The sequence below is a fragment of the Mesorhizobium sp. WSM3868 genome, assembly GCF_002294785.1.
Classification (GTDB): Bacteria; Pseudomonadota; Alphaproteobacteria; order Rhizobiales; family Rhizobiaceae; genus Mesorhizobium.
In genome coordinates this window covers 100981-122756 of the sequence record NZ_NSGB01000005.1, presented here as the reverse complement: position 1 = coordinate 122756, position 21776 = coordinate 100981, and the positions used below count along the sequence as shown (strand labels likewise).

Below are 21776 nucleotides of genomic sequence, written 5' to 3'. Positions count from 1 at the left end.
ACCACTGCTCATATGGATGAACCGAGTTCATCCCTTCGATCTAGGCAGGCCTTGCGGACGCCCATGCTAAACTCCTGGTTGGCGCGGGCAATTCCAGCGCTGTGAGCGCCGGTTGGAAATGGAAGTCCCCCTCCAAAAAGCTGCCCCTCCATCCGGCGCTCATCCACGCAAGGCTCACCCTCTGGCAGTTTTTTCCCCGCCATAATCTCGCCCGGTTCCGGCCGTAATCGATTAACATCGTAATAAACATTTCCTGTGCACAAAGATATTGGGGATCAAGGTGTTGCTGCATTCGGGGGCGCTTGGCTCCGATTGATGGCGGCGAGACTGTAGGGGACAATCGAAAACATGCAGACTTCGGCGCGCCCGCGTCTTCGTCGCGCTCCTGCCTTCGTGCTGTGCGCCCTCTCGGCGGTGCTGCTTGCCGGCTGTACGTCGACGCCGCAACCGAAAGGCATGGTCGACAAGCGACCGCGTTCCAAGGAGTATTTCGCCGAATCCGAATATGGCGTGAAGGCGAGCCCGCGCGTTGCCTTCATGCGGCGCGGCGGCGGCCGCGACCAACTCGGCAAGCCGTACCAGGTGCGTGGCAAGTGGTACTATCCCAAGGAGGATAAGAAATATGCCAAGGTTGGCCTGGCTTCCTGGTATGGCGATGCCTTCCACGGCCGGCTGACCGCCAACGGCGAAGTCTATGACACGATGCAACTGACGGCGGCGCACCCGACCATGCCGCTGCCGAGCTATGCCCGCGTCACCAATCTCGAGACTGGCAGTTCGATCATCGTGCGCGTCAACGACCGCGGCCCATACCATGAGGGCCGCATCATCGACGTCTCGGAACGTGCCGCGCAAATGCTCGACTATGGCAAGGTCGGCACGGCAAGGGTGAAGGTCGAATATGTCGGCCGGGCGCCTCTCGACGGCAATGACGACCAGTATCTGATGGCTTCCTACCGTCCCGGCAGCAGGCGGCCCGATCCGTCCGACGGCCTGCCGACGGGCGTGATGGTGGCCATGAACGGCCCGTCGCCCAGCCTGTCGATGAGCGATGCACCTCCAGCGGCCGTGCCGTTCCCCGGCCAGCTGACCAGTTCTGGGCAGGCTTTTGCCACGCAGTCGGGTCTGTCGGAGCAGCCTGCCGCGCAACCGGCGATGTCAGGGCAGGCGCAGGGCGCCAGCGAAGTCGTGCTGCCGGATTTCGGGCCGATCGTGCCGGAGCGGCCGCAGTTCAGGCTGCCGCCGAACTCGCCTTTTGCCATGGCGTCGCTGTCCTACGCGGATGAGCGCGTCAATAGCGCCGACGTCTTTGCCGCCCTCGACGGCAGCGGCATGTCGCCGGCCGACATCCTGCAGTCGTGGAAGAAGTCGAACGGCCAGGAACAGACGCCGGCCTCCGATTATGTGGCCGCCGGCTCCTTTGACAATGCGGCGCAGGCAAACCGCGTGGCGGCGGCGCTCGAGCCGTTTGGCAGGACTGAAATCCAGCGCACCGAGCTCGACGGCAACGACTGGTACGCGGTCAACGTCTATCCGGATGGCCATAGCAGCATCGACGACCTGCTGCAGGCGGCCTGGTCGCACGGCGCGCCGGACGCATTGGTTGTGCGAAACTGATCAATTTCGCGCGCGCCGTTGATCCGGCGGAAAGAACCCTGATAACTTGTCGACGCCAGCACGGCTAAGTGGGTCGATATTTCATGCAGTTCCGCATCTTTCAGCCTTTCGCCGGATTGCTAGGCCTGGCGGTGATACTGCTTTGGGCAGCCCCGGCCGGCGCGCAGCTTTTCGAGACCAAGGCGGCCCAGGCCTTCATGATCGACGCCGATACCGGCACGGTGCTTTTCGCCAAGGATGCCGACAAGCCGATCCCGCCGGCTTCGATGGCCAAGCTGATGACGATGGAGGTGGTCTTCAACGCCATCAAATCGAAGCGGATCACGCTCGACGATACGTTCGTGGTCAGCGAAAACGCCTGGCGCACCGGCGGCGCGCCGTCGGGCACCTCGACGATGTTCGCCAAGCTCAAATCGGCGGTCCGTGTCGAGGATCTGATCCAGGGCGTGACCGTGCAGGCCGCCAATGACGGCTGCATCGTGCTTGCCGAAGGCATGGCGGGCTCGGAGGCGAATTTCGCCGCGCAGATGACCGAGCGTGCCCGCGAGCTTGGTCTCTCGAAATCGACCTTCGTCAATTCGACCGGGCTGCCGGCAGATGGCCAGCAGACAACAGTGCGGGAGCTCACGACGCTGGCGCTGCACATCTGGCGCGACTATCCTGAGTTCTTCCACTACTACGGCCAGCCCGACTTCACCTGGAACAAGATCTCCCAGCGGAACCGCAATCCGCTTTTGGCCATGGGCATCGATGCCGACGGCTTCGTGGCCGGGGCGAGCGAGTCCGCCGGCTTCGGCATTGTCGGCACGGTCAGCCACAACGGCATTCGTGTGATCGCGGCGCTGAGCGGTCTGGCGAGCGACCGGGAACGCTCCGAGGAGGCGCGCAAGCTGCTAGACTGGGGGTCGCGCTCCTTCCAGAAGACGGAGATCTTCGCCAAGGACGAGGTCGTCGGCGAAGCCGAAGTCTTCGGCGGCGCCCAATCAGGCGTGGCCTTGAAAGCCAAGGGCCCGGTGGACATCTTTCTGCCGATAACCAACCGCGACAAGCTGACCGCCAGGATTGTCTATGACGGCCCGGTGGCGGCGCCGGTGGAGGAGGGGCAACCGGTCGGGGAGCTGCGCGTTTGGATAGGCGACACGCTCAGCCAGCGAACGCCGCTTTTCGCCGCCGAGGCGGTGAAGGTTGGGACGTTGCCGCAGCGTGCGCTTGACGCCGCCAAGGAACTGGCTGTCGGCTGGCTGCGTCAGAAACATTTGTGATCGGGCAGGCTCGTGGACCTTTTGCCGGACGGGAGCTATGACAGCGGCCAGCACGGGCGAAGGCATTCACGATTGGCGAGCGGATTTTTCATCACCTTCGAAGGCGGCGAAGGAGCCGGCAAGTCGACGCAGATCGAGCGGCTGGCACGGCGCATGCGCGCCAAGAAATACGACGTCCTGGTGACACGCGAGCCAGGCGGCTCGCCGGGTGCCGAGGCGGTGAGACATGTGCTTCTGTCCGGCGCCGCCGAGCCCTTCGGCCCGAAGATGGAGGCGATCCTCTTCGCCGCCGCACGCTCCGACCATGTCGAGCAGGTGATCCGGCCGGCGGTCGAGCGCGGCATGATCGTGCTTTGCGACCGTTTCATCGATTCCTCGCGCGTCTATCAGGGCGTCACCGGCGGGCTCGATCCGGATTTCATGGAAGCGCTAGAGGCGGTCGCCATCAATGGCATGGTCCCCGACATGACGCTGATCTTCGACATCGATCCAGCTGAAGGTCTCAAGCGCGCGGCGGCACGGCGCGGCGCCGGCGACAGCGCCGATCGCTTCGAGAAGGAGACTTTGGCCATCCACCAGCGCCGGCGGGAGGCTTTCCTGGCGATCGCCGAGGCGGAGCCGGACCGCTGCATTGTGATCGATGCGTCGGCCGATCCCGAAACGGTGGAAAACGTCGTCACCGCGGCCGTGTTCGCGGTGCTGGAAAAGCGGATGCCGGTGCAAAGGAAGCAGACGGCGCCGGCATGATCTTCGAACGCATCGCCCCCGAACAGCACGACACGCTTGACGGCGTTCCCGAGCCGTCGGAAACGTCGCGACTGATCGGCCACGCGCAGACGGCGGGCATGCTTGCCACCGCTTACCGCGCCGGCAAGCTGCCGCATGCGCTGATCCTCGCCGGGCCGCACGGCATCGGCAAGGCCACATTTGCCTTCCACCTGGCGCACCACCTTCTCAGACATCCCAATTTTGCGGCTGCGCCCGAAGCGCTGGCCGTTCCAGATCCGGCCTCGTCGCTGTTTCGCCAGATCGCTACCGGCGCGCATCCTTCGGTGCTGCATCTCACCCGTCCGGCCAACGACAAGACCAAAAGCTTCAAGACGGTGCTAACCGTCGACGAGATACGCAAGGTCAGCCGCTTCCTGTCGATGACCTCGCATGACGGCAGCTACCGCGTCGTCATCGTCGATCCGGCCGACGACATGAACACCAATGCCGCCAATGCCTTGCTCAAGAATCTTGAGGAGCCTCCGGCGCGCACCCTGTTCATCCTCATCGTCCATGCGCCGGGCAGTCTGTTGCCGACGATCCGGTCGCGGTGTCAGATGGTGCGGCTGACGCCGCTTGCGCCGGACGAATTGATGGCTGTGCTGGAAGGCATCGAGCCGCCGCCGCCGGTCGATCCGGCGGCGCGCGCCGCTTTGGCCGAGCGGGCAGGGGGCAGCGCGCGCAACGCGATCCTGCTTACCCAGTATGGCGGGCTGGAAATCGCCGGCGCGCTCGACGCGCTGGTGGCGGCGCAAAAGCCGGACATTGCCGCTGCCCACCGGCTTGCCGAAGCCGTTGCCGGCCGCGACCAGGCGATCCAGTTCGATATCTTCAACCGCCGCGCGCTCGATCTGCTGTCGGCCGCCGCCAGCGAAGCGGCTTTGACCGGCAACCTCGCCAGGGCCAAAACGCTGTCCGACGCTTGGCACGAGGCCGTGAACACGATATCTGAGGCAGAGACCTACAATCTCGACAAGAAGCAGCACGCCCTGACCATGATCGACCGCCTGAATTCTGTGATGCGAATGTGACGGTTTTCTTGGTGCATGCCGCTGCCCCGAAATCGGGCACCACTTTTGGGCGGCATGCATCGGGATGGCAATCGCCATGCCGATAGTTTATCCACCGCCACAACTCACATTCAGACCTTCATGACGGTTCATTCATGTCACGCGAAAAATCCTATCTGACCACGCCGATTTTCTATCCGAATGGCAAGCCACATATCGGCCATGCCTATACGGTCATCGCCAGCGACGCGCTGGCCCGCTTCCAGCGTCTCGACGGCAAGGATGTGTTCTTCCTCACGGGCACCGACGAGCACGGCCTCAAGATGCAGCAGACGGCCGAAAAGGAAGGCATCGCGCCGATAACGCTCGCCGACCGCAATTCGGCAATCTTCCGCTCGATGACCGAGACAGTCGGCGGCTCAAACGACGAATTCATCCGCACGACCGAACAACGTCACTACGCATCCTGCCAAGCGATCTGGAAGGCGATGGCAGCCAATGGCGACATCTATCTTGATCGCTACAGCGGCTGGTATTCGGTCCGCCAGGAAGCCTATTTCGACGAAAGCGAAACCACGCTCGGCGACGACGGCGTACGCCGCGAGCCGCTTGGCTCGCCGGTTGAATGGAACGAGGAGGAAAGCTATTTCTTCCGGCTATCCGCCTATCAGGACAAATTGCTGGCACTTTATGAGAGCCGGCCAGACTTCATCGGTCCAGCGGAGCGCCGCAACGAAGTGATCAGCTTCGTCAAGTCCGGCTTGAAGGACCTGTCGATCTCGCGCACCACGTTCAAATGGGGCGTGCCTGTACCGGGCAACGACAAGCATGTGATGTATGTCTGGGTCGACGCATTGACCAACTACATCACGGCCGCTGGCTATCCCGACACCAAATCCGAGCAATGGCACTACTGGCCGGCGACGCATATCATCGGCAAGGACATCGTGCGCTTCCACGCGGTCTACTGGCCGGCCTTCCTGATGTCGGCCGGCATCGAATTGCCGAAGCGCGTCTTCGCCCACGGCTTCCTGTTCAACCGCGGCGAGAAGATGTCCAAATCGGTCGGCAATGTCGTCGATCCGTTCGCCATGATCGAGCATTACGGCCTCGACCAGGTACGCTATTTCTTCCTGCGCGAGGTGCCGTTCGGGCAGGACGGCAGCTACAGTCACGAAGCGATCGTCAACCGCACCAATGCCGATCTCGCCAACGGCCTCGGCAATCTGGCGCAGCGCTCGCTGTCGATGATCGCCAAGAACTGCGGCGGGGCGGTGCCGAAGCGCGGCGAGCTCACCGAAGCCGACGCGGCGATCCTCGACCAGGCGGTGGAGGCGCTTGCGGTGGCACGCAGAGCGATGGCGGAGCAGGGCATCCATCTGGCGCTGGCGGCGATCTTCGGCGTGGTGGCCGACGCCGACCGCTACTTCGCGTCGCAGGAGCCCTGGGCGCTGCGCAAAACCGATCCGGAGCGCATGGAGACGGTGCTGTGGACGACGGCCGAGCTTGTCCGGCGCGTGACGGTGCTTTGCCAGCCCTTCATTCCCGGATCGGCGGCGAGGCTGCTCGACCTGCTGGCGGTGCCGGCGGACAAGCGCAATTTCACGCATGTCCACGCAGACCATGCGCTAGTGCCCGGCACGGCGCTGCCGGTGCCTGAGGGCGTGTTTCCCCGCTACGTCGAGCAGGACACCAAAGCCTGATGCTTGTCGACAGTCACTGCCATCTCGAATTTCCGGATTTTGTCGAGGAGCGGGCGGCTATCGTCGCCCGCGCTCTCGCAGCCGGGATCGGCCGCATGGTGACCATCTCAACGCGCGTGAAGCGTTTTCAGCAAATCCTTGAAATTGCTGAAGCTTTTAGTGAGGTCTATTGCTCAGTTGGTACTCATCCGCACAATGCGGCGGAAGAGCTCGATGTGACCGCAGAGGAGCTGGTACGGCTTTCCGACCATCCCAAGGTGGTGGCGATCGGCGAAGCCGGCCTGGACTATTTCTACGACCGCGCGCCGCGCGAGGCACAGGCGCAAGGCTTCCGCACTCACATCGCCGCCGCGCGCCGGACCGACCTGCCGCTGGTCATCCATTCGCGCGACGCCGACGGCGACATGGCGGCGATTCTCGAGGAGGAGACAGGGAAGGGCGCTTTCCCCTTCATCCTGCATTGTTTTTCGTCCGGGCGCCGGCTGGCGGAAGTCGGCGTGGCGCTGGGCGGCTATGTCTCCTTCTCAGGCATCCTGACCTTCAAGAACTCGACCGAGTTGCGCGCGATTGCCGCAGATGTGCCGCGCGAACGGCTGCTGGTCGAGACCGACGCGCCTTATCTTGCGCCAATCCCGCATCGGGGAAAACGCAATGAGCCCGCCTATGTCGCGAATACGGCGAAGGTGCTGGCCGAGACCATCGGCGTCAGCGAGGCGGAGATCGCCGACATCACCACCGAGAATGTCTTCCGGCTGTTTACCAAGATGCCGCGACCGGACGTGACGGCGGCCTGACATGGGCGACCAGCTGCGCCTCACCATTCTCGGCTGCGGCTCGTCGCCCGGTACGCCGCGCATCACCGGCGACTGGGGCAATTGCGATCCGGCCAATCCGAAGAACCGCCGCATGCGCACGGCTGCTCTTGTCGAGCGGATCGCAGGGAATGGCAGCCGCACCACCGTCGTCATCGACACCGGACCGGATTTCCGCGCCCAGATGCTGCTCGCCTCGGTCAAGCACATCGACGCGGTGGTCTATACCCATCCGCATGCCGACCACATTCACGGCATCGACGATCTGCGCGGCTTCGTGCTCGAGCAACGCCGTCGTATCGATATCCATGCCGACCAGCCGACCATGCTGCGGCTGCGCCAGGCGTTCGGCTACTGCTTCGAGACGCCACCGGGCAGTTCCTATCCACCGATCGTCAGGCCGCATCTCATAGACCATGCCAGGCCGGTGATGATCGAAGGCGAGGGGGGTCCCCTCACCCTGGAGCCGCTGCCGCAGATCCATGGCGACATCATTTCGCTCGGTTTCCGCGTGGGCGAGCTCGCCTATTGCCCCGATATCAGCGACTTTCCAGCTGCCACAGCAGGAAGGCTTGAAGGCCTTGACGTGCTGGTGATCGACGCGCTGCAGTACAACAGCCATCCAAGCCATCTGTCGCTTGCCGAGGCACTGGGCTGGATCGAGAAGCTCTCGCCGAAAAACGCGGTGCTGACGCATATGCATGTGCCGCTGGACTATGCCGCCGTGATGGCCGAGACGCCGGACCACGTGGTGCCGGCCTATGACGGCATGATTATCGAAATTCCTTGTGAATCAGAGCGATAGAGACGCCTGTTCACTTTGGCGCTTAGTCGTCAATCCGATTCCGATTCTCTTTGGTGCTTCGGAAACTGATTGATGGTTCAGAATGTGTTTGTTCTGCTGCTCGGTTTCCCTGGCGTCGGCAAGCTGACGATCGCACGGGAACTCGGCACGGCACTTTCCGGCCAGGTCATCGACAACCACTGGATCAACAATCCTATATTGGCACTGCTTGCCGATGACGGTCGCCGCACATTGCCTGATGCCGTCTGGGAGCAGACCGCCAAGGTCCGCCAGGCTGTCTTGGACACCGTGGCAACACTTTGTCCTCCCGTCGCCAACTTCATCTTCACGAACTCCGGCATCCAAGGAGACGCGAGAAGCCTGGCGTCCTACCAGCAGATGAAAGATGCGTCGGATCGACGAGGCGCTCACTTCGTGCCTGTGCGCTTGCTTTGCGAAGAGGCCGAACTGGTTCGTCGCGTGATGTCGCCAACGCGACGTGACCGTCTCAAGTCGATCGATCCGGAAGCCGCGCGCCACCGCAGCCGGACAGTCGCTGTCCTTGACCCGAAGCACCCGAACAGCCTGACGATCGACGTAACAGCGATCAGCGCGGCGGAGGCGGCTACAAGGATTCACGAACACATCAAGGACCGCGTTGACGCCTTTGAAGCGCGCACGGAAAGCCCAGGAGAACCGTAGCAAAACCAGCTTCGTGCCACATACGTAAGTTCCATAATCTATCTTATGCGACTTTCATCAAAGGAGATCCGGAAGCTCTCTCAAGCTTTAACGCTACGGTATGACAAGGTGCTTTTCATCCTCGATCCGACAGACATTGCGAGGCGCGCGGCTGGCTCGAAGGTTGTTGTGTGTGACTACCCTGATGGTCGCCTAGAGATTATGCATGACGGCACTGCCCTGCCCTACACGACATTTGACAAGCTGCAGGCGGTCAATCGCCCTGAGATCGTTGAGCACAAACGTCTGGACGAGGTTCTAACCTGGATCGCCGATAGACAAGACGAGCGAGAAGTTCACCGCAGCCAGCACGCCCCTCGGCGCACCGGCCAGGACAATCATCTGTTTGGCATTCCTGATGGTGCAGTTAGCAACGGCTATGAGAAACGTGGACGCAAACCTGGCAGAAGAACGGACTTTATGAACGATCCGGAGGTCATTGCTAGAAGACAAAAGGCGTTGGCGCGGATCGAGGCTGCGGAGTAGCCTACCACCCGCTTGCACATTTTAGCCAGGAAAGGCCGATGACAACATTCTACGTGCGTTTCTCTGCCCACCTTGGCCAAACGCAAATATCCAACCTCAAAGGTATACTCCTCGGCAAAGGGATCGAGGGAGACGCATCGGACACAACTTTGGTCCTATTGGTTTCACGGCCCAATCGCGTGTCGGGTATCGCTATCACCCTTAACAACTGGATCGCCAGTGGATGGGTAGAAGAATGGACTTCAACGCCACCACTAGCTCAGTGACGCTGGTTGCCTGAAGGAATCTCAAAGCTAAAGCCGGGAGTCTCGCTGGAACCGCCCCCGATCGGGCTGCGCAACCCCGACCAGCTGACGCCCGATCGGGTGCTCCGCTGACGCAAAAGAACCCGAACCAGCTGGTCACTGATCGTTCGGGTTCGATTGGTCTTCTAAGCCAACGGGAAAGAACTTTCCCACCAAAGTCTCATTGTAACGCATCGGCTTTGAGACGCAATGGCAGAGCAGTGTCGCATCTCTAACTTGCTGGCGCTGTCGCATCCCTATTGTGCTTCATCATCTGATATGGATCACGTAGAGGCGATAAAGCGATCCTATCGACGTGCCCTCGCCGCGAGAGCTCACATTCGGACCGTTGAACAATGACCTCTTCATCTTCCTTTCTTGGTTTTCCCGATTGCCTCGCCGGAGGCTGCGCGCCTCGCATGGTGATCTACGGTGCCGGTCATGGCAGCACCTATCCGGGAAAGGACAGCAGCGGCTATGTTCTGGCCGCCGACGCCATCCGCGCTGCGAGCCAGGACGATGCGCCGCTGGTCGAGCATTGGGATTTCGATCTCGGCGGTCCATTGTTCGACGGCAAGGCGGTCTGCTGCGTCGATGCCGGCAACATCTCGACCGTCATGCATGACAATGAGGGAAACCGGGCGCGGATCGAGGCGAAGACGCGCGAGGTCCTGGCCGCGTCGGCCGTGCCGATCCTGCTCGGCGGTGACGATTCCGTGGTCATTCCCTTTCTCGCCGGCTTTGCCGGTCACGGGCCGGTCTGGATCCTGCAGATCGACGCGCATATCGACTGGCGCGACGAGGTCGATGGCGAACGCTACGGCTATTCGAGCCCGATGCGCCGGGCGAGCGAGATGCCGCATATCGCCGGCCTCGTGCAAGTCGGCCTGCGCAGCGTCGGCAGCGCACGCCTGGCTGAAATCGAAGCGGCGCGACGCTATGGCAGCCGCTTTGTGACTGCCCGCGAGCTTCATGCCCAGGGCGTCGACGCAGCTCTCAGCCACATTCCGGACGGCGCGCGCGTCGTCGTGACCTTCGACTGCGACGGCCTCGATCCCAGCATCATGCCGGGCGTGGCGGCGCGCACGCCAGGCGGCCTCACCTACACCCAGGCGATCGACCTGATCGCCGGCCTCGGCAAGCGGGCCAGGATCGCAGGATTTGATCTGGTCGAATTCTATCCGCCTGCCGATATTGACGGCCTGTCGGCGCTGACTGCAGCCCGGCTTCTCGTCAATGTCATGGGCACTGTCGTCCGGCAGGTTTAACTCAGATGGCCCGAAGCCGCGACGAGATTCCCGGTTATGGCCGCCCGATGTCGCTTCGAGCTCATGCCGGACCTCCCTACCCGGTGGGACTGCGCTGCCGGCACCAACGTTGACGCCACATCCGCGTTTATCTTTGCCAGAAGGGCAGCTTGGCGATCTCTTCCTCGGCCTGCTGTTTCGTCAGTCCGATATCGTCGATCAGATGCGGGTTGGCCTCTGATATCCGCTTGAGATCCCAGCGAAACCGTATCTGCTCGCGCCGGGCTGCGATCATGCCTCGTAGGGTCTGCAGGCTGTAGCGCCGCCGCGATGCCTGCCCGACCAGCGTTGCCAGCTGCGGGATCGATGCAAACGTGTCGTTCATGGCAACCTCCTATGGTTTGCGGCCCCATGCTTTTCGTTGGAGGCCTTCCACCTGAATGAGGTTGGATTCTGCAGGATGCGGGCTGCGCCGTAATTAAGCGCATCCAAATAGTTCTCAAAACTTCCAAATCGGCCCGAGCGGTTCATCGGACATGACGAACTGCTCTACCCGTCTCACACTTTTCCTGGAATTGCTCTATAGATGCGCCGCATGCAGGGATCGCGCTTTGCCTTCGGCCCGTACGTGCTTGATTCAGCTGCGGGAACGTTGCTTCGGAACGATGTCCCCGTGGCCGCCGGCTATCGCGGGCTGAAGCTGCTTGCCGCGCTCGTGGAACGTCCAGGCGAAATCCTGGCCAAGGCCGAGCTGATGGACGCGGCATGGCCGGGCACGGCCGTCGAGGAAGGCAACCTCACCGTCCAGATCGCGCAGCTCAGAAAGCTGCTCGGTCCCGCCGCCGACGGCGGTGAATGGATCGCCACGGTGCCGCGCGTCGGCTATCGCTTCACGGGGGTCATCGAACAGCTTGGCGAGACGAAACGAAAACCTTTGCCACTGCCCGGCAAGCCGTCGATAGCCGTGCTGCCCTTCGTCAATTTCGGCAATGATCCCGAGCAGGAATCCTTCGCGGACGGGTTGACCGAAGACCTGATCACCGACCTGTCCAGGAACGCGGGACTGTTCGTCATCGCGCGCAACTCGGTCTTCGTCTACAAGGGAAAGCCGATGGATGTGCGCGCGATCGCCGAGGACCTTGGCGTGCGTTACCTGCTTGAGGGGAGCGCAAGGCGCGCCGCGGGGCGTGTGCGCATCAACGCGCAGCTTGTCGACGCGGTGAGCGGTGAACATCTGTGGGCGGAACGCTTCGATCGCAGCCTGGAAGATATTTTTGCCGTCCAGGACGAGGTAACGGCCAAGATCGTGGAGGCGCTGCTCGGCCGGCTGCGCACGCAGCCGCCGCGCAATCGGCCCAAGAATCTCGAGGCCTACGATTTGTGCGTGCGGGCGCGAAAACTGATCGACGACTCGCCTCAGACGGCGCGGGAGGCGCATCTGATGCTGACGCGCGCGGTCTCGCTCGATCCGGAATATGCCGAGGCCTATCGCTGGCTCGCCATGAACCATTGGATGGGATGGGTGCATTGGGGCGAGCCCGTCGACCCCAACCGGAGCATTGCCCTGGAGCTGGCCCGCAAAGCCGTGACAATCGACCCAAACGACGCCGGCTGCCGCTGGGTGCTTGCCAACCTGCTTGCCTATGAGCATCGCTTCGGCGAGGCGGATGCCGAATTCGCCAAAGCGTTCGAGCTCGATCCGAACGAGGCCGACGCCTGGGCGACATTGTCCGACATCGAGGTCCTAGCCGGGCGGATCGAGGAAGGCCTTGAGCACATTCGCAAGGCGTTCCGGCTGAACCCGTTTCCGCCGAGTTGGTACTATCTCACGCTCGGCGCCGCGCAATATGCGGCCCGCGACTATGAAGCCGCCATCGAGACGCTGCGCCGGGACGAGACCTATCGGACCAGCTCACGCCGTTTCCTGGCGGCAAGCCTTGCGCAGCTCGGCCGGTTCGAAGAGGCGCGCGCGGAGGTCGAGATGTTCCTTATCGCCAACCCGCATTTCACGACCAGCCACTGGGTCTGGACCGAGCCGTTCCGCGACGACGCGATGCTCGAGCATTTCGTTGACGGGTTCCGCAAGGCCGGGCTTCCGGACTGACGGCCAGAATGGAATGGCGCGACCTATTCTTCGAAGCGGCTCGTCGCCTCGCGATCGCGCTCGTATCGCTTGCTGACTGGAAACGGCGGCAGCCACGACTCGCGACGGATGATCCAGCTTTCGTAGGTCGGGGCTAGCTGGTCTGGGGCGTCCAGGGTCCCGAGATGCACTTCGATCTCGTCCGCGGTGCGTGCGAAAACGGACGAACCGCAGCGCGGACAGAAAAACCGCCCGGCATAGTCGCGCGTCTCACCGTCGATCGTAACCGCGTCCTGAGGGAATACCGCCGAAGCATAAAAGAGCGCGCCATGATGTTTGCGGCAATCGAGACAATGGCAGATGCAGACCCTGTATGGGTGGCCCGACGCCACAAGTCGGACATTGCGACACAGGCAGCCGCCGGTGAATCGGTCCATGTTGCGTCTCCTTCAAATCATGTGGCCGGAATGTTTACAACGAAGCGTGTTGCGCCGTCGATGCAAGCTGCGCCAGCCTTTCGGCTGGCGCCCTGCCCGTCGGCGCCGCATGTTTTCGGCGGCCGTCGCCATCAAGGTTGATACAGTCTCATTTTGCAACCTTTGATTTTATCGCTGTGCGACATAATCGTCACAGCTTAGCCGGCGATACCTTGCTATGATCGCGCTCTCAATGGGGTCTGATTTGGGTCGGAGGAACATTCAGTGAGAACTTTTCTTGCAATCGCCGCGCTGGCTGGGCTCAGCGCGACTGGGGCTTCGGCTGCGGACATGACCGGTCCGGTCGCCGGCTCGGCTTACGACTGGAGCGGCTTCTATGCCGGCGCGCATATCGGCGTCGCCAATGGTGATATCACAGCCACCGACGTCGCGCAGCCGAACGGCGGCTTCTTCACGGATCTGGTCCCCGCCGGAACCGAGGGGTTCCATTTCCGCGACACCAACATAGCTGGCGGCGTGCAGGTCGGCGCTCAGTACCAGTGGAACCAGTTCGTGTTGGGCGGCGAAGCCTCATGGACCGCAACGGGGATCAGGAAGACGATCATCAGTCCATACTTCCCCGATAGCGATACCGAGACGGGCCGGATCCAGCATTATGCGACGGTGGTCGGCCGGATCGGCTACGCGTTCGACCGTGTCTTGGTTTATGCGAAGGGCGGCTACGCCGGCGGCGAGGTCGGTTTCAAAGCGCGCGACAACGACGCCCTAGTCACATACGAGCAGAACGACTGGCACAACGGCTATGCGCTGGGTCTCGGCATCGATTACGCCCTCACCGACAAGCTGAGCCTTGGCGTGGACTACACTCATATTGATCTCGGCTCCAAGACCAGCACGGGCCCCAATGTGTTCGACGACGGTTCGCTGGGGGCCAATCCCGAAACTTACAAGGTCAAGGCCAGGGCCGACGTGGTCATGGCACGGCTAAGCTATAAGTTCGCCGCAAGCGAACACAACTAATCGACTGAATTAGCTGAGGTTTCTTGCTCGGCTAGCGCGCCGGGCCTGTCCCGCGATTAGAAAAACCCATCGAGAAAAGCCGCCGCCTCACGCGAGATGCCGACGATCTTGTTCGTCGCCTGGCGATAGAATTTGAAATTGAGCTCCGTCTCCGGCCGGCCATCGTTCCAGTCCTTAAACCGCTTGAGCTCGTCGCGGCCCAACCGCCTGGTCGCCAGGGCGGCGCGACGGATGGAAACGCTAACACGGGGCGTCTGCCGTTCAAGATCGGGTCGTTTCGCAATTGCCTGCGAGGACGTGACGACACCTCGCGCGATGAGCCCCTGCCCGCCTTCGTTTTCGCTGGCGAACACGAAGATCGTGTCGCCTTCGGCGATATGCTTGCCGCCATACATGGTTTTCTGCGCCGCGAATGAGAATGTCTCGGCCAGCGGATCCTTGACCTCGGCCTTGATCGCGAACGCCATGCCTCACGCATCCCGGCTGATGGTGATCCGGTAGGTCAACTTGCGCTTGGCGGCTGGCGGGATCAGCATCACGCCCGGCTTGTCGGCGAATTCGCCGTCGAAATCGACCGGGCTTGCAACCCCATGCCAGGGCTCGATGCAGAGGAACGGCGCGCCGCCGGGCTTGGACCAGATGCCCAATTCGTTGAATCCCTGCCACGACATTTCGATCGCCGGCCCCCGCCCGGCGGCATAGCGCACGCTGGTGCTGGCGGGCCGGTCCAGAATGACGGCGTCGTCATCGAACAGCCGCTCGGAGAGGGCAAGCGTCTTGCCCTCGACGGGCGTTGGCTGCGGCGTCGCCAGCATGAGCCCGTCCTTCAGGCGCCGTATCGGAGCGGGTTCATCGTCGGCAAAGGTCAGCCGGTAGGCTTCCTTGGGCAATTCCGGCAGCAAAGGCCAGTTGAAGGCCGGGTGGGCACCGACCGAGGCCGGCAGCACCTCGTCGCCTGTGTTGGCGACCTCGAAGGTCACGCCAAGCTGGCTGGGGCCGAGGCTGTAGCTTATGGCCAGCCGAAAGGCGAATGGGTAGCGGGTGCGGGTCTCGGTGTCATCGGTCAGGACCAGCGTGCAGGAGGAAGGTCCCTGCTCCACCCAGGCAAAGCGCCTGTCGCGGGCGAAGCCATGCTGCGTCATTGGATAGGCTCTGCCGCGATGGCGCAACTGGTCGCCTTTCAGCCGGCCGACTATCGGAAACAGCACCGGCGAATGACGCCGCCATTCAGGCCCCGCCTGCCACAGAAGTTGCGTGCCTTCGGCATCGCGCAAGGAGACCAACTCGGCCCCCTGCCCGACGATGGTCGCCGAGATGCCGTCACCGTCAAGCGTCAGCTGTTCCATGCGTCCTCGCGACTGGCTGGTCGGGCCGGCAGGCTAGCAAAAGGCCTCGCCTGAACTCAAGGGCAGCAGGCAGTGCGGCACCCCCTCAAGCAGCCGCCGCAAACGACCGACAGCGTTGCCACGCCAGACACGATGCCAAAAGACAAACCGTGGCCAGCGGTTTACCCGTCGGCCACGGTTCGAAGCTGTTGCCTGCTACGGTCCGGACTATTCGCGTTCGCCGGTGAAATTCAGCAAAAGCTGGAAGATGTTGATGAAGTTGAGATACAGCGAGAAGGCGCCGAAGACGGCGAGCTTCTGTTGCGATTCCGCGTCGAAATTCTCGGCATACTGCTCCTTGATCGTCTGCGTGTCCCAGGCGGTCAGGCCGATGAAGACGGCGATGCCGATCACGGAGATGGCGAACTGCAGCGCGGTCGAGCCGAGGAACAGGTTGACGAGGCTCGCGATCACCACGCCGATCAGGCCCATGATCAGGAAGGACGAGAACTGCGCCAGGTCGCGCCTGGTCGTGTAGCCGTAGAGGCTGGTGGCGCCGAACATGGTGGCGGCGATGAAGAAGGTGCGCGCGATGCTGGTGCCGGTGAACACCAGGAACACGGAAGCCAGCGAAAGGCCCATGACCGCGCAGAAGGCCCAGAACATCGCCTGCGCGCTCGCCGCCGACATCGTCTGCATCTTGAAGGAGAAGAACATGACGAAGGCGAGCGGCGCCAGCATCACCACCCATTTCAGCGGCGTGGAGAAGATCGGGACGTAGAGCGCCGGCGTCGAGGCCACAACAAGGGCGACGAGGCCGGTGACGACGAGCCCGAGGCCCATATAGTTGTAGACGCGCAGCATGTGCCGGCGCAAGCCCTCGTCATAGACGGCACCGGCCCGGACGCCGGTGCCCATTCGGTATCCAAGATTAGGGCTGTTCATTTCGTTTCTCCTTGGTTGGTCGGTTCGATTGGCTGCTTCAATAGAGAGTGCGGGCGAGCTTTTCGGCGGCCCGGTCGAGATCGCCGGCATCGCCTTGTCCGACGACGGCGTAAGCGACCTCGCCGATCTGGAAATAGGCGGACGAAATATCGCCCAAGGGCGCGACGCTGGGCTTCACGACGTCGAACGTGCCTGGCCTGATCGCAAACAGCGACACCAGCCCGAGGTCCTTCGTTTCGAGTGCCATCTCGACGCTCGGCCCGAACCGCGACGGATAGATCTGAACATCGCGGATCCGCCAGTCGTCGGGCAATGACGGCATGACGATCGCGGTCGCGGCGCGGATCTCGTCGGCATTGTAATTTGGCGCTTCGGCCTGGGACGGCATCGTCTCACGCACCAGCGTCGTCCGGTGCGCGCTCACCGCTTCCTCGACATAGGCGGGCGGCTGCGTCGACGCGACCACCTTGCTGACAGCGATCGGCCCGAAGACGCCGTTCGCAAGCCACCCCGCCGCCACCAGCACGGCGGCGGCCGCGGCGCGCCGCAGCACGGAAAAGGCACGGTCCCTGACAAGCACCCTCTCCAGCCGACGCGCCGCGTCGGTCGTCGCCGGGCGCGCCATTGCGCGTGGCCCGGCCAGCGCCACGCGCAACTCGTCGCGCGTTCTGAGATCCGACATCACACGCGCAGCCACTTCGGGACGAGCGGACAGGAACGCCTCGACCTCGATGCGGCGGGCGACGTCGAGCTGATCGTCGACATAGGCGTCGAGATCGGCATCGGTCACCGGATCGACGATGGCGGTCATGATTCACCTCCCACGATCCTCAGGTGATTTTTGCCGCGCGCCGGAGCGCCCTCCTCCATCTCGCGCAGCGCCGCACGAGCGCGGCCGATGCGCGACATCAGGGTTCCGAGCGGGACGCCACTGACGTCGGCGGCCTCCGCGTAGCTCAACCCTTCGATGGCGACGAGATGCAGCGCGGCGCGCTGCTCTTCCGGCAGCGACAGGAAGGCTTCGCGCACCTGCGAAAGGCGCACCGAATGGTCCTGGGACGCCGGCATGTTTTGCTCGGCGAGACGGCCTGCCTGCTCGATGCGCGCTGCCTCGGACCGCCGCGAGCGCATGCGGTCGATGAAGATGTTGTGCAGGATCGCCAGCAGCCAGGCGCGCGGGTTGCCGCCCGACCGAAAGGTGCCGCGCCGCTCATAGGCGCGCACCAGCGCGTCGTGGACCAGATCCTCGGCATCGGCGCTGTCGCGCGTCAGCGAGCGTGCGTAGCGCCGCAGCGAGCCCAACTGCCCGACGATATCGAAGCGTGCCATCGACCGTTTCATGCGCTGTTTACGGAGCATGTGGGGATTTTAATCCCTGGCTGCCGTTTCTTTCTGCGATTCCCGCGAGGAGTTGCGCCGGCCTGGGGTGAGCCAGTAACCGAGCGGGCAAACGGAGGAAACCGCTGGCGAAGCGCGGCCGATTTGCGTATCACTCCGCCGCCACTGGAGCCCTATCGATGTTCGAGACCCTGCAGCCCGCGCCCGCCGACAAGATCCTTGCGTTGATCGGCCTTTACCGCGCCGACACGCGCCCCCGCAAAGTCGACCTCGGTGTCGGCGTCTACAAGGATCGTGACGGCAGGACGCCGGTGATGCGGGCCGTGCGCGAGGCTGAGAAGCGGCTGCTCGCGGGCCAGGACACCAAGACCTATCTCGGCCTCGCCGGCGACACCGGCTTCAACGCCGCCATGATCAAGCTTGCCTTCGGCGAGAGGGCCGATCATTCGCGCATCCGCGCAGCGCAGGCGCCGGGCGGATCGGGCGCCCTCAGGCTGGTGGCCGAGCTTCTGCAGCGCACGCGCCCAGGCGCGACGGTGTGGCTCTCCGATCCGACCTGGCCGAACCACCTGCCGGTGATGCGCGCCGCCGGCCTACAGGTGCGCGACTATCCTTATTTCGACGCTGTTTCCGGCGCTGTCCGTTTCGACGACATGCTGGCGGTGCTCAAGACCGCCAATAGCGGGGATATCGTGCTGCTGCATGGCTGCTGCCATAACCCGACCGGTGCCAACCTGGATGCTGCGCAATGGGCGAACGTTGCCGACGTTCTGCTTGAGCGCGGCCTGCTGCCTTTCGTCGACATCGCCTATCAGGGCTTTGGCGAAGGGCTCGACGCCGATGCCGCCGGCCTGCGGCTGCTCGCCGGCAAGGTGCCCGAGATGGTCGTCGCCTCGAGTTGCTCGAAAAATTTCGCCGTCTATCGCGACCGCGTCGGTGCCGCCATGATCATGGCCAAGGACGGCGCACAGGCCGACGTGGCGATGAGCCAGATGCTGGCAGCGGCGCGAGCGCTCTATTCGATGCCGCCGGACCATGGCGCTGCGGCCGTACGCATGGTGCTGGAAGACGCCGATCTGAAGAAGGTCTGGGAGACGGAACTCGAGGAGATGCGGCTGCGCATGCTCAGGCTGCGTGTCGCCTTCGCCGAGGCGTTGCGTCGGCAATCCAACTCCGATCGCTTCGATTTCGTCGCCAGCCATCGCGGCATGTTCTCCCGCCTGGGGCTCACCGAAGCGCAGGTTGAGCGGCTGCGCACCGAGCACGCCGTCTATATGGTGGGTGACAGCCGCATCAATGTGGCAGGTCTGCCTGAGGACGGCATGGACGAGCTCGCCAAGGCGATCGTTTCGGTGCTCGACTGAGCGCCGGCGCAACTGTGGACAATCGGCTTTTGCCAGCCGGCGGGATTGGTTGCCCGCCGCGGCGCGCGCTAGGGTTTGTTGCATGAAACCCTCCAAAGACATCTCCCGTCTGATCGAGATCATGGCGGCACTGAGAGCGCCGAAGACCGGCTGCCCCTGGGATATCGAGCAGAACTTTTCCACCATCGCCCCCTACACGATCGAGGAAGCCTATGAAGTGGCGGATGCGATCGCGCGCGCCGACTTCGACGATCTGCGCGAGGAACTGGGCGACCTTCTGCTGCAGGTCGTCTACCACGCGCAGATGGCGCAGGAGATTGGCGAGTTCGCGTTCGGCGACGTTGTCGAGGCGATCACCACCAAGATGATCCGCCGTCACCCGCATGTCTTCGGCGACGAGAAGGCGCGCAGCGCCGGCATGGCCAAGGGCATGTGGGAGAAGATCAAGGCGGTGGAGAAGGCCGACAAGCGCAACGCCCGCATCGCGCGCGGCCTCGACCCGGAAGATCACGGCAAGGGCTATCTCGATAGCGTGCCGGTTGCGCTCCCTGCGCTGACCCGCGCGTTGAAGCTGCAGGAGAAGGCTGCGCGCGTCGGCTTCGACTGGAGCGAGGCAGCACCCATCCTCGACAAGATAGAGGAAGAGATCGGCGAGCTGCGCGAGGCGCTGGTCACGGGCGACGCGGCACCCATCAAGGATGAGTTCGGCGACATGCTGTTTGCCGTCGTCAATCTCGGCCGCCATTTGAGACTTGATGCCGAAGCCGCGCTGAGCGGCACCAACGAGAAGTTCCGCTCGCGCTTCCATTATGTCGAGCGGGAGTTGGAGGCTTCCGGGAGGTCGTTGGAACAGGCGACTTTGGACGAGATGGAAACCCTCTGGCAGCAGGCCAAAAACGCAAGATAAGCAGCGGTCTAGCCGTGGTTCCTGCGGTTCAGCCGGGTCTCGATCTCCTGGCGGGCGCTGTGCGTGGCCGTCAGTGAGATGGTGACGCTGCCGTCCTCATTGTCGCTCCGCGAGACGACATCGCCATTGCGATAGAGCCAGTCGACCTGGCCGAGCTCAGCAGGGCTCAACGTCACCGTCATCGTTTCCAACTCGCCCGACACTCTGGCCTCGATGAGCGCCTTGAGCGCATCGATCCCCTCGCCGGTCGCTGCCGATATCGCGATCGGCGGCGCCTTGCCGCCGGCGCTCTCGGCAAGCAGGCGCTCGCGATTGCCTTCGTCGAGCAGGTCGATCTTGTTCCACACCTCGATCACGCGGCTGGTGTCCGCGGCATCGACGCCGAGATCGCCAAGGATGCGCTCGACATCCTCGGCCTGCGCTGCCGTGTCCGCATCAGAGATATCGCGCAGATGCAGCACGAGATCGGCCTCGACGACCTCTTCCAGCGTCGCCCGGAAGGCCGCGACCAGATGAGTCGGCAAGTCCGAGATGAAGCCGACCGTGTCCGACAGGATGATCGGCGTGCCGTGCGGCAGGCGCACGCGGCGCAGCGTCGGATCGAGCGTGGCGAACAGCATGTCCTCCGCCAGCACCCCTGCCCCGGTCAGCCGGTTGAACAGCGTCGACTTTCCGGCATTGGTGTAGCCGACGATCGCAACTACCGGAAATGGCACCTTCTTGCGTTTTGCGCGGTGCAGGTCGCGGGTGCGGCGAACCGTTTCCAGCTCATGTTTGAGCTTGGTGATCTTGTCCTGCAGGATCCGCCGGTCGGATTCGATCTGCGTTTCGCCGGGACCGCCCAGGAAACCCGCGCCGCCGCGCTGCCGTTCGAGGTGGGTCCAACTGCGCACCAGCCGACCCTTCTGATAGTTGAGATGCGCCAGCTCGACCTGCAGGGTGCCTTCCTTGGTCCTGGCGCGCTCGCCGAAGATCTCGAGGATAAGCCCGGTGCGGTCGAGCACTTTGGCGTTCAGTTCCTTCTCGAGATTGCGCTGCTGCACCGGCGTGAGCGGATGGTCGACGATGACCAATTCCGCCTTGCGTTCCTTCACGATGTCGGCGAATTCCGCCACTTTGCCGCTGCCGAGCAGCGTTGCCGGGCGGGGATCGGTGACCGTCACCACCGCGGTGTGGACCGGGTCCAGGTCGATGGCGCTGGCAAGCCCGACCGCCTCGTCGTGGCGGGCATCCGCCGAGCGGCTCAGGCGCGGGCGGCTCGAATCCTCATCGCCGCGCGGCTGGCGCGCAAGCACCGGCACAATGACAACGGCCCGGGTCGGATCCTTGGCTTCCGGCCCGAGTTGATGTCCTTGTTTCCCGCGAACTCTGCGGTCCGCGTCCTGCTCACGTGCCAATCAGGCGCCCTGGCCTTCCTCGCCATCAAACATCTGAACCGGCTGGCTCGGCATGATCGTGGAAATGGCGTGCTTGTAGACGAGCTGGGAATGCCCGTCGCGCCGCAACAACACACAGAAATTGTCGAACGAAGTGACCACGCCGGTCAGCTTCACACCGTTGATGAGAAAGATGGTAAGTGGATTTTTGCTCTTGCGAACTGAATTCAGGAACAGGTCCTGAAGGTTTTGCGATCGTTCCGCCAT

The 21776-nt window shown here is 63.2% G+C and carries 23 protein-coding genes and 1 pseudogene; 15 read left to right on the top strand and 9 right to left on the bottom strand.

Going from position 1 to position 21776, the window contains the following annotated elements; all coding sequences use genetic code 11:
• Nucleotides 1–348 precede the first annotated feature (348 nt).
• The 11 genes and pseudogenes from CK221_RS10540 to CK221_RS10495 all read left to right on the top strand — a co-directional run bounded on the left by CK221_RS10540 (nucleotide 349) and on the right by CK221_RS10495 (nucleotide 10735).
• On the top strand, nucleotides 349–1617 hold the full coding sequence (locus tag CK221_RS10540) for a septal ring lytic transglycosylase RlpA family protein (RefSeq protein ID WP_095777670.1): 1269 nt from the start codon (nucleotides 349–351) through the stop codon (nucleotides 1615–1617).
• An 83-nt stretch (nucleotides 1618–1700) separates the two neighbouring features.
• Nucleotides 1701–2879 carry a D-alanyl-D-alanine carboxypeptidase family protein gene (locus tag CK221_RS10535; protein WP_095777669.1) on the top strand — a complete coding sequence of 393 codons (1179 nt, stop codon included), beginning with the start codon at nucleotides 1701–1703 and terminating at the stop codon, nucleotides 2877–2879.
• A gap of 72 nt (nucleotides 2880–2951) precedes the next feature.
• Nucleotides 2952–3626: a dTMP kinase gene (gene tmk, locus CK221_RS10530; RefSeq protein WP_095777668.1), complete on the top strand. Its 675-nt coding sequence runs from the start codon at nucleotides 2952–2954 to the stop codon at nucleotides 3624–3626.
• Complete coding sequence (locus tag CK221_RS10525) at nucleotides 3623–4678, top strand: DNA polymerase III subunit delta' (RefSeq protein ID WP_095777667.1); 1056 nt, start codon at nucleotides 3623–3625, stop codon at nucleotides 4676–4678. Before tmk ends, CK221_RS10525 begins: the two co-directional genes overlap by 4 nt.
• Before the next feature lie 134 nt (nucleotides 4679–4812).
• Complete coding sequence (gene metG / locus CK221_RS10520) at nucleotides 4813–6360, top strand: methionine--tRNA ligase (RefSeq protein WP_095777666.1); 1548 nt, start codon at nucleotides 4813–4815, stop codon at nucleotides 6358–6360.
• Nucleotides 6360–7154, top strand: coding sequence for a TatD family hydrolase (locus CK221_RS10515; protein ID WP_095777665.1), 795 nt, complete (start codon nucleotides 6360–6362; stop codon nucleotides 7152–7154). The genes metG and CK221_RS10515 overlap by 1 nt, the downstream gene beginning before the upstream one ends.
• A gap of 1 nt (nucleotide 7155) precedes the next feature.
• On the top strand, nucleotides 7156–7977 hold the full coding sequence (locus CK221_RS10510; RefSeq protein ID WP_095777664.1) for an MBL fold metallo-hydrolase: 822 nt from the start codon (nucleotides 7156–7158) through the stop codon (nucleotides 7975–7977).
• Nucleotides 7978–8049: 72 nt separating this feature from the next.
• Complete coding sequence (locus tag CK221_RS10505; protein ID WP_095777663.1) at nucleotides 8050–8658, top strand: chloramphenicol phosphotransferase; 609 nt, start codon at nucleotides 8050–8052, stop codon at nucleotides 8656–8658.
• A gap of 60 nt (nucleotides 8659–8718) precedes the next feature.
• A pseudogene (locus tag CK221_RS10500) lies at nucleotides 8719–9183 on the top strand (ISNCY family transposase); the annotation flags it as partial.
• Nucleotides 9184–9221: 38 nt separating this feature from the next.
• Nucleotides 9222–9449, top strand: a complete 228-nt coding sequence (locus CK221_RS29720; protein ID WP_143749031.1) for a hypothetical protein — start codon at nucleotides 9222–9224, stop codon at nucleotides 9447–9449.
• A gap of 374 nt (nucleotides 9450–9823) precedes the next feature.
• Entirely contained in the window at nucleotides 9824–10735 is a 912-nt protein-coding gene (locus CK221_RS10495) for an agmatinase (RefSeq protein ID WP_095777662.1), read from the top strand.
• A gap of 127 nt (nucleotides 10736–10862) precedes the next feature.
• Here the strand turns inward: CK221_RS10495 and CK221_RS10490 are convergent, their stop codons facing one another.
• Nucleotides 10863–11099 carry a hypothetical protein gene (locus CK221_RS10490; RefSeq protein ID WP_095777661.1) on the bottom strand — a complete coding sequence of 79 codons (237 nt, stop codon included), beginning with the start codon at nucleotides 11097–11099 and terminating at the stop codon, nucleotides 10863–10865.
• 201 nt (nucleotides 11100–11300) lie between these two features.
• Between CK221_RS10490 and CK221_RS10485 the strand changes: the two genes are divergently transcribed.
• Nucleotides 11301–12818, top strand: coding sequence for a winged helix-turn-helix domain-containing protein (locus tag CK221_RS10485; RefSeq protein ID WP_245430610.1), 1518 nt, complete (start codon nucleotides 11301–11303; stop codon nucleotides 12816–12818).
• A 23-nt stretch (nucleotides 12819–12841) separates the two neighbouring features.
• On the opposite strand, the gene CK221_RS10480 is transcribed toward CK221_RS10485, so the two are convergent.
• Nucleotides 12842–13234 (bottom strand): GFA family protein, encoded by a 393-nt coding sequence (locus CK221_RS10480; protein WP_095777660.1) that lies wholly within the window; start codon nucleotides 13232–13234, stop codon nucleotides 12842–12844.
• 264 nt (nucleotides 13235–13498) lie between these two features.
• On the opposite strand from CK221_RS10480, the gene CK221_RS10475 reads away from it, so the two are divergent.
• A complete protein-coding gene (locus CK221_RS10475) occupies nucleotides 13499–14254 on the top strand; it encodes an outer membrane beta-barrel protein (protein WP_095777659.1) in 756 nt (251 codons plus the stop codon).
• A 56-nt stretch (nucleotides 14255–14310) separates the two neighbouring features.
• Here the strand turns inward: CK221_RS10475 and CK221_RS10470 are convergent, their stop codons facing one another.
• The 5 genes from CK221_RS10470 to CK221_RS10450 form a co-directional block, all read right to left on the bottom strand.
• The gene (locus CK221_RS10470; protein WP_095777658.1) at nucleotides 14311–14721 is read right to left on the bottom strand and encodes a hypothetical protein; all 411 of its coding nucleotides are present in this window, start codon (nucleotides 14719–14721) and stop codon (nucleotides 14311–14313) included.
• A 3-nt stretch (nucleotides 14722–14724) separates the two neighbouring features.
• The gene (locus tag CK221_RS10465) at nucleotides 14725–15600 is read right to left on the bottom strand and encodes an aldose 1-epimerase family protein (protein ID WP_095777657.1); all 876 of its coding nucleotides are present in this window, start codon (nucleotides 15598–15600) and stop codon (nucleotides 14725–14727) included.
• Between the two features lie 207 nt (nucleotides 15601–15807).
• Complete coding sequence (locus CK221_RS10460) at nucleotides 15808–16524, bottom strand: Bax inhibitor-1/YccA family protein (protein ID WP_095777656.1); 717 nt, start codon at nucleotides 16522–16524, stop codon at nucleotides 15808–15810.
• A gap of 37 nt (nucleotides 16525–16561) precedes the next feature.
• Entirely contained in the window at nucleotides 16562–17335 is a 774-nt protein-coding gene (locus CK221_RS10455) for an anti-sigma factor (protein ID WP_095777655.1), read from the bottom strand.
• Nucleotides 17332–17853, bottom strand: a complete 522-nt coding sequence (locus tag CK221_RS10450; RefSeq protein WP_245430608.1) for a sigma-70 family RNA polymerase sigma factor — start codon at nucleotides 17851–17853, stop codon at nucleotides 17332–17334. The genes CK221_RS10455 and CK221_RS10450 overlap by 4 nt, the downstream gene beginning before the upstream one ends.
• A 188-nt stretch (nucleotides 17854–18041) precedes the next feature.
• Here CK221_RS10450 and CK221_RS10445 point away from each other — a divergent pair, with 188 nt between their 5' ends.
• A complete protein-coding gene (locus CK221_RS10445) occupies nucleotides 18042–19226 on the top strand; it encodes an amino acid aminotransferase (RefSeq protein ID WP_095777653.1) in 1185 nt (394 codons plus the stop codon).
• 82 nt (nucleotides 19227–19308) lie between these two features.
• Nucleotides 19309–20133: a nucleoside triphosphate pyrophosphohydrolase gene (mazG, locus tag CK221_RS10440; RefSeq protein ID WP_095777652.1), complete on the top strand. Its 825-nt coding sequence runs from the start codon at nucleotides 19309–19311 to the stop codon at nucleotides 20131–20133.
• A gap of 8 nt (nucleotides 20134–20141) precedes the next feature.
• Here the strand turns inward: mazG and hflX are convergent, their stop codons facing one another.
• Both hflX and hfq read right to left on the bottom strand, forming a co-directional pair.
• Nucleotides 20142–21530: a GTPase HflX gene (hflX, locus tag CK221_RS10435; RefSeq protein WP_095777651.1), complete on the bottom strand. Its 1389-nt coding sequence runs from the start codon at nucleotides 21528–21530 to the stop codon at nucleotides 20142–20144.
• The gene (gene hfq, locus CK221_RS10430; protein ID WP_066989720.1) at nucleotides 21531–21776 is read right to left on the bottom strand and encodes an RNA chaperone Hfq; all 246 of its coding nucleotides are present in this window, start codon (nucleotides 21774–21776) and stop codon (nucleotides 21531–21533) included.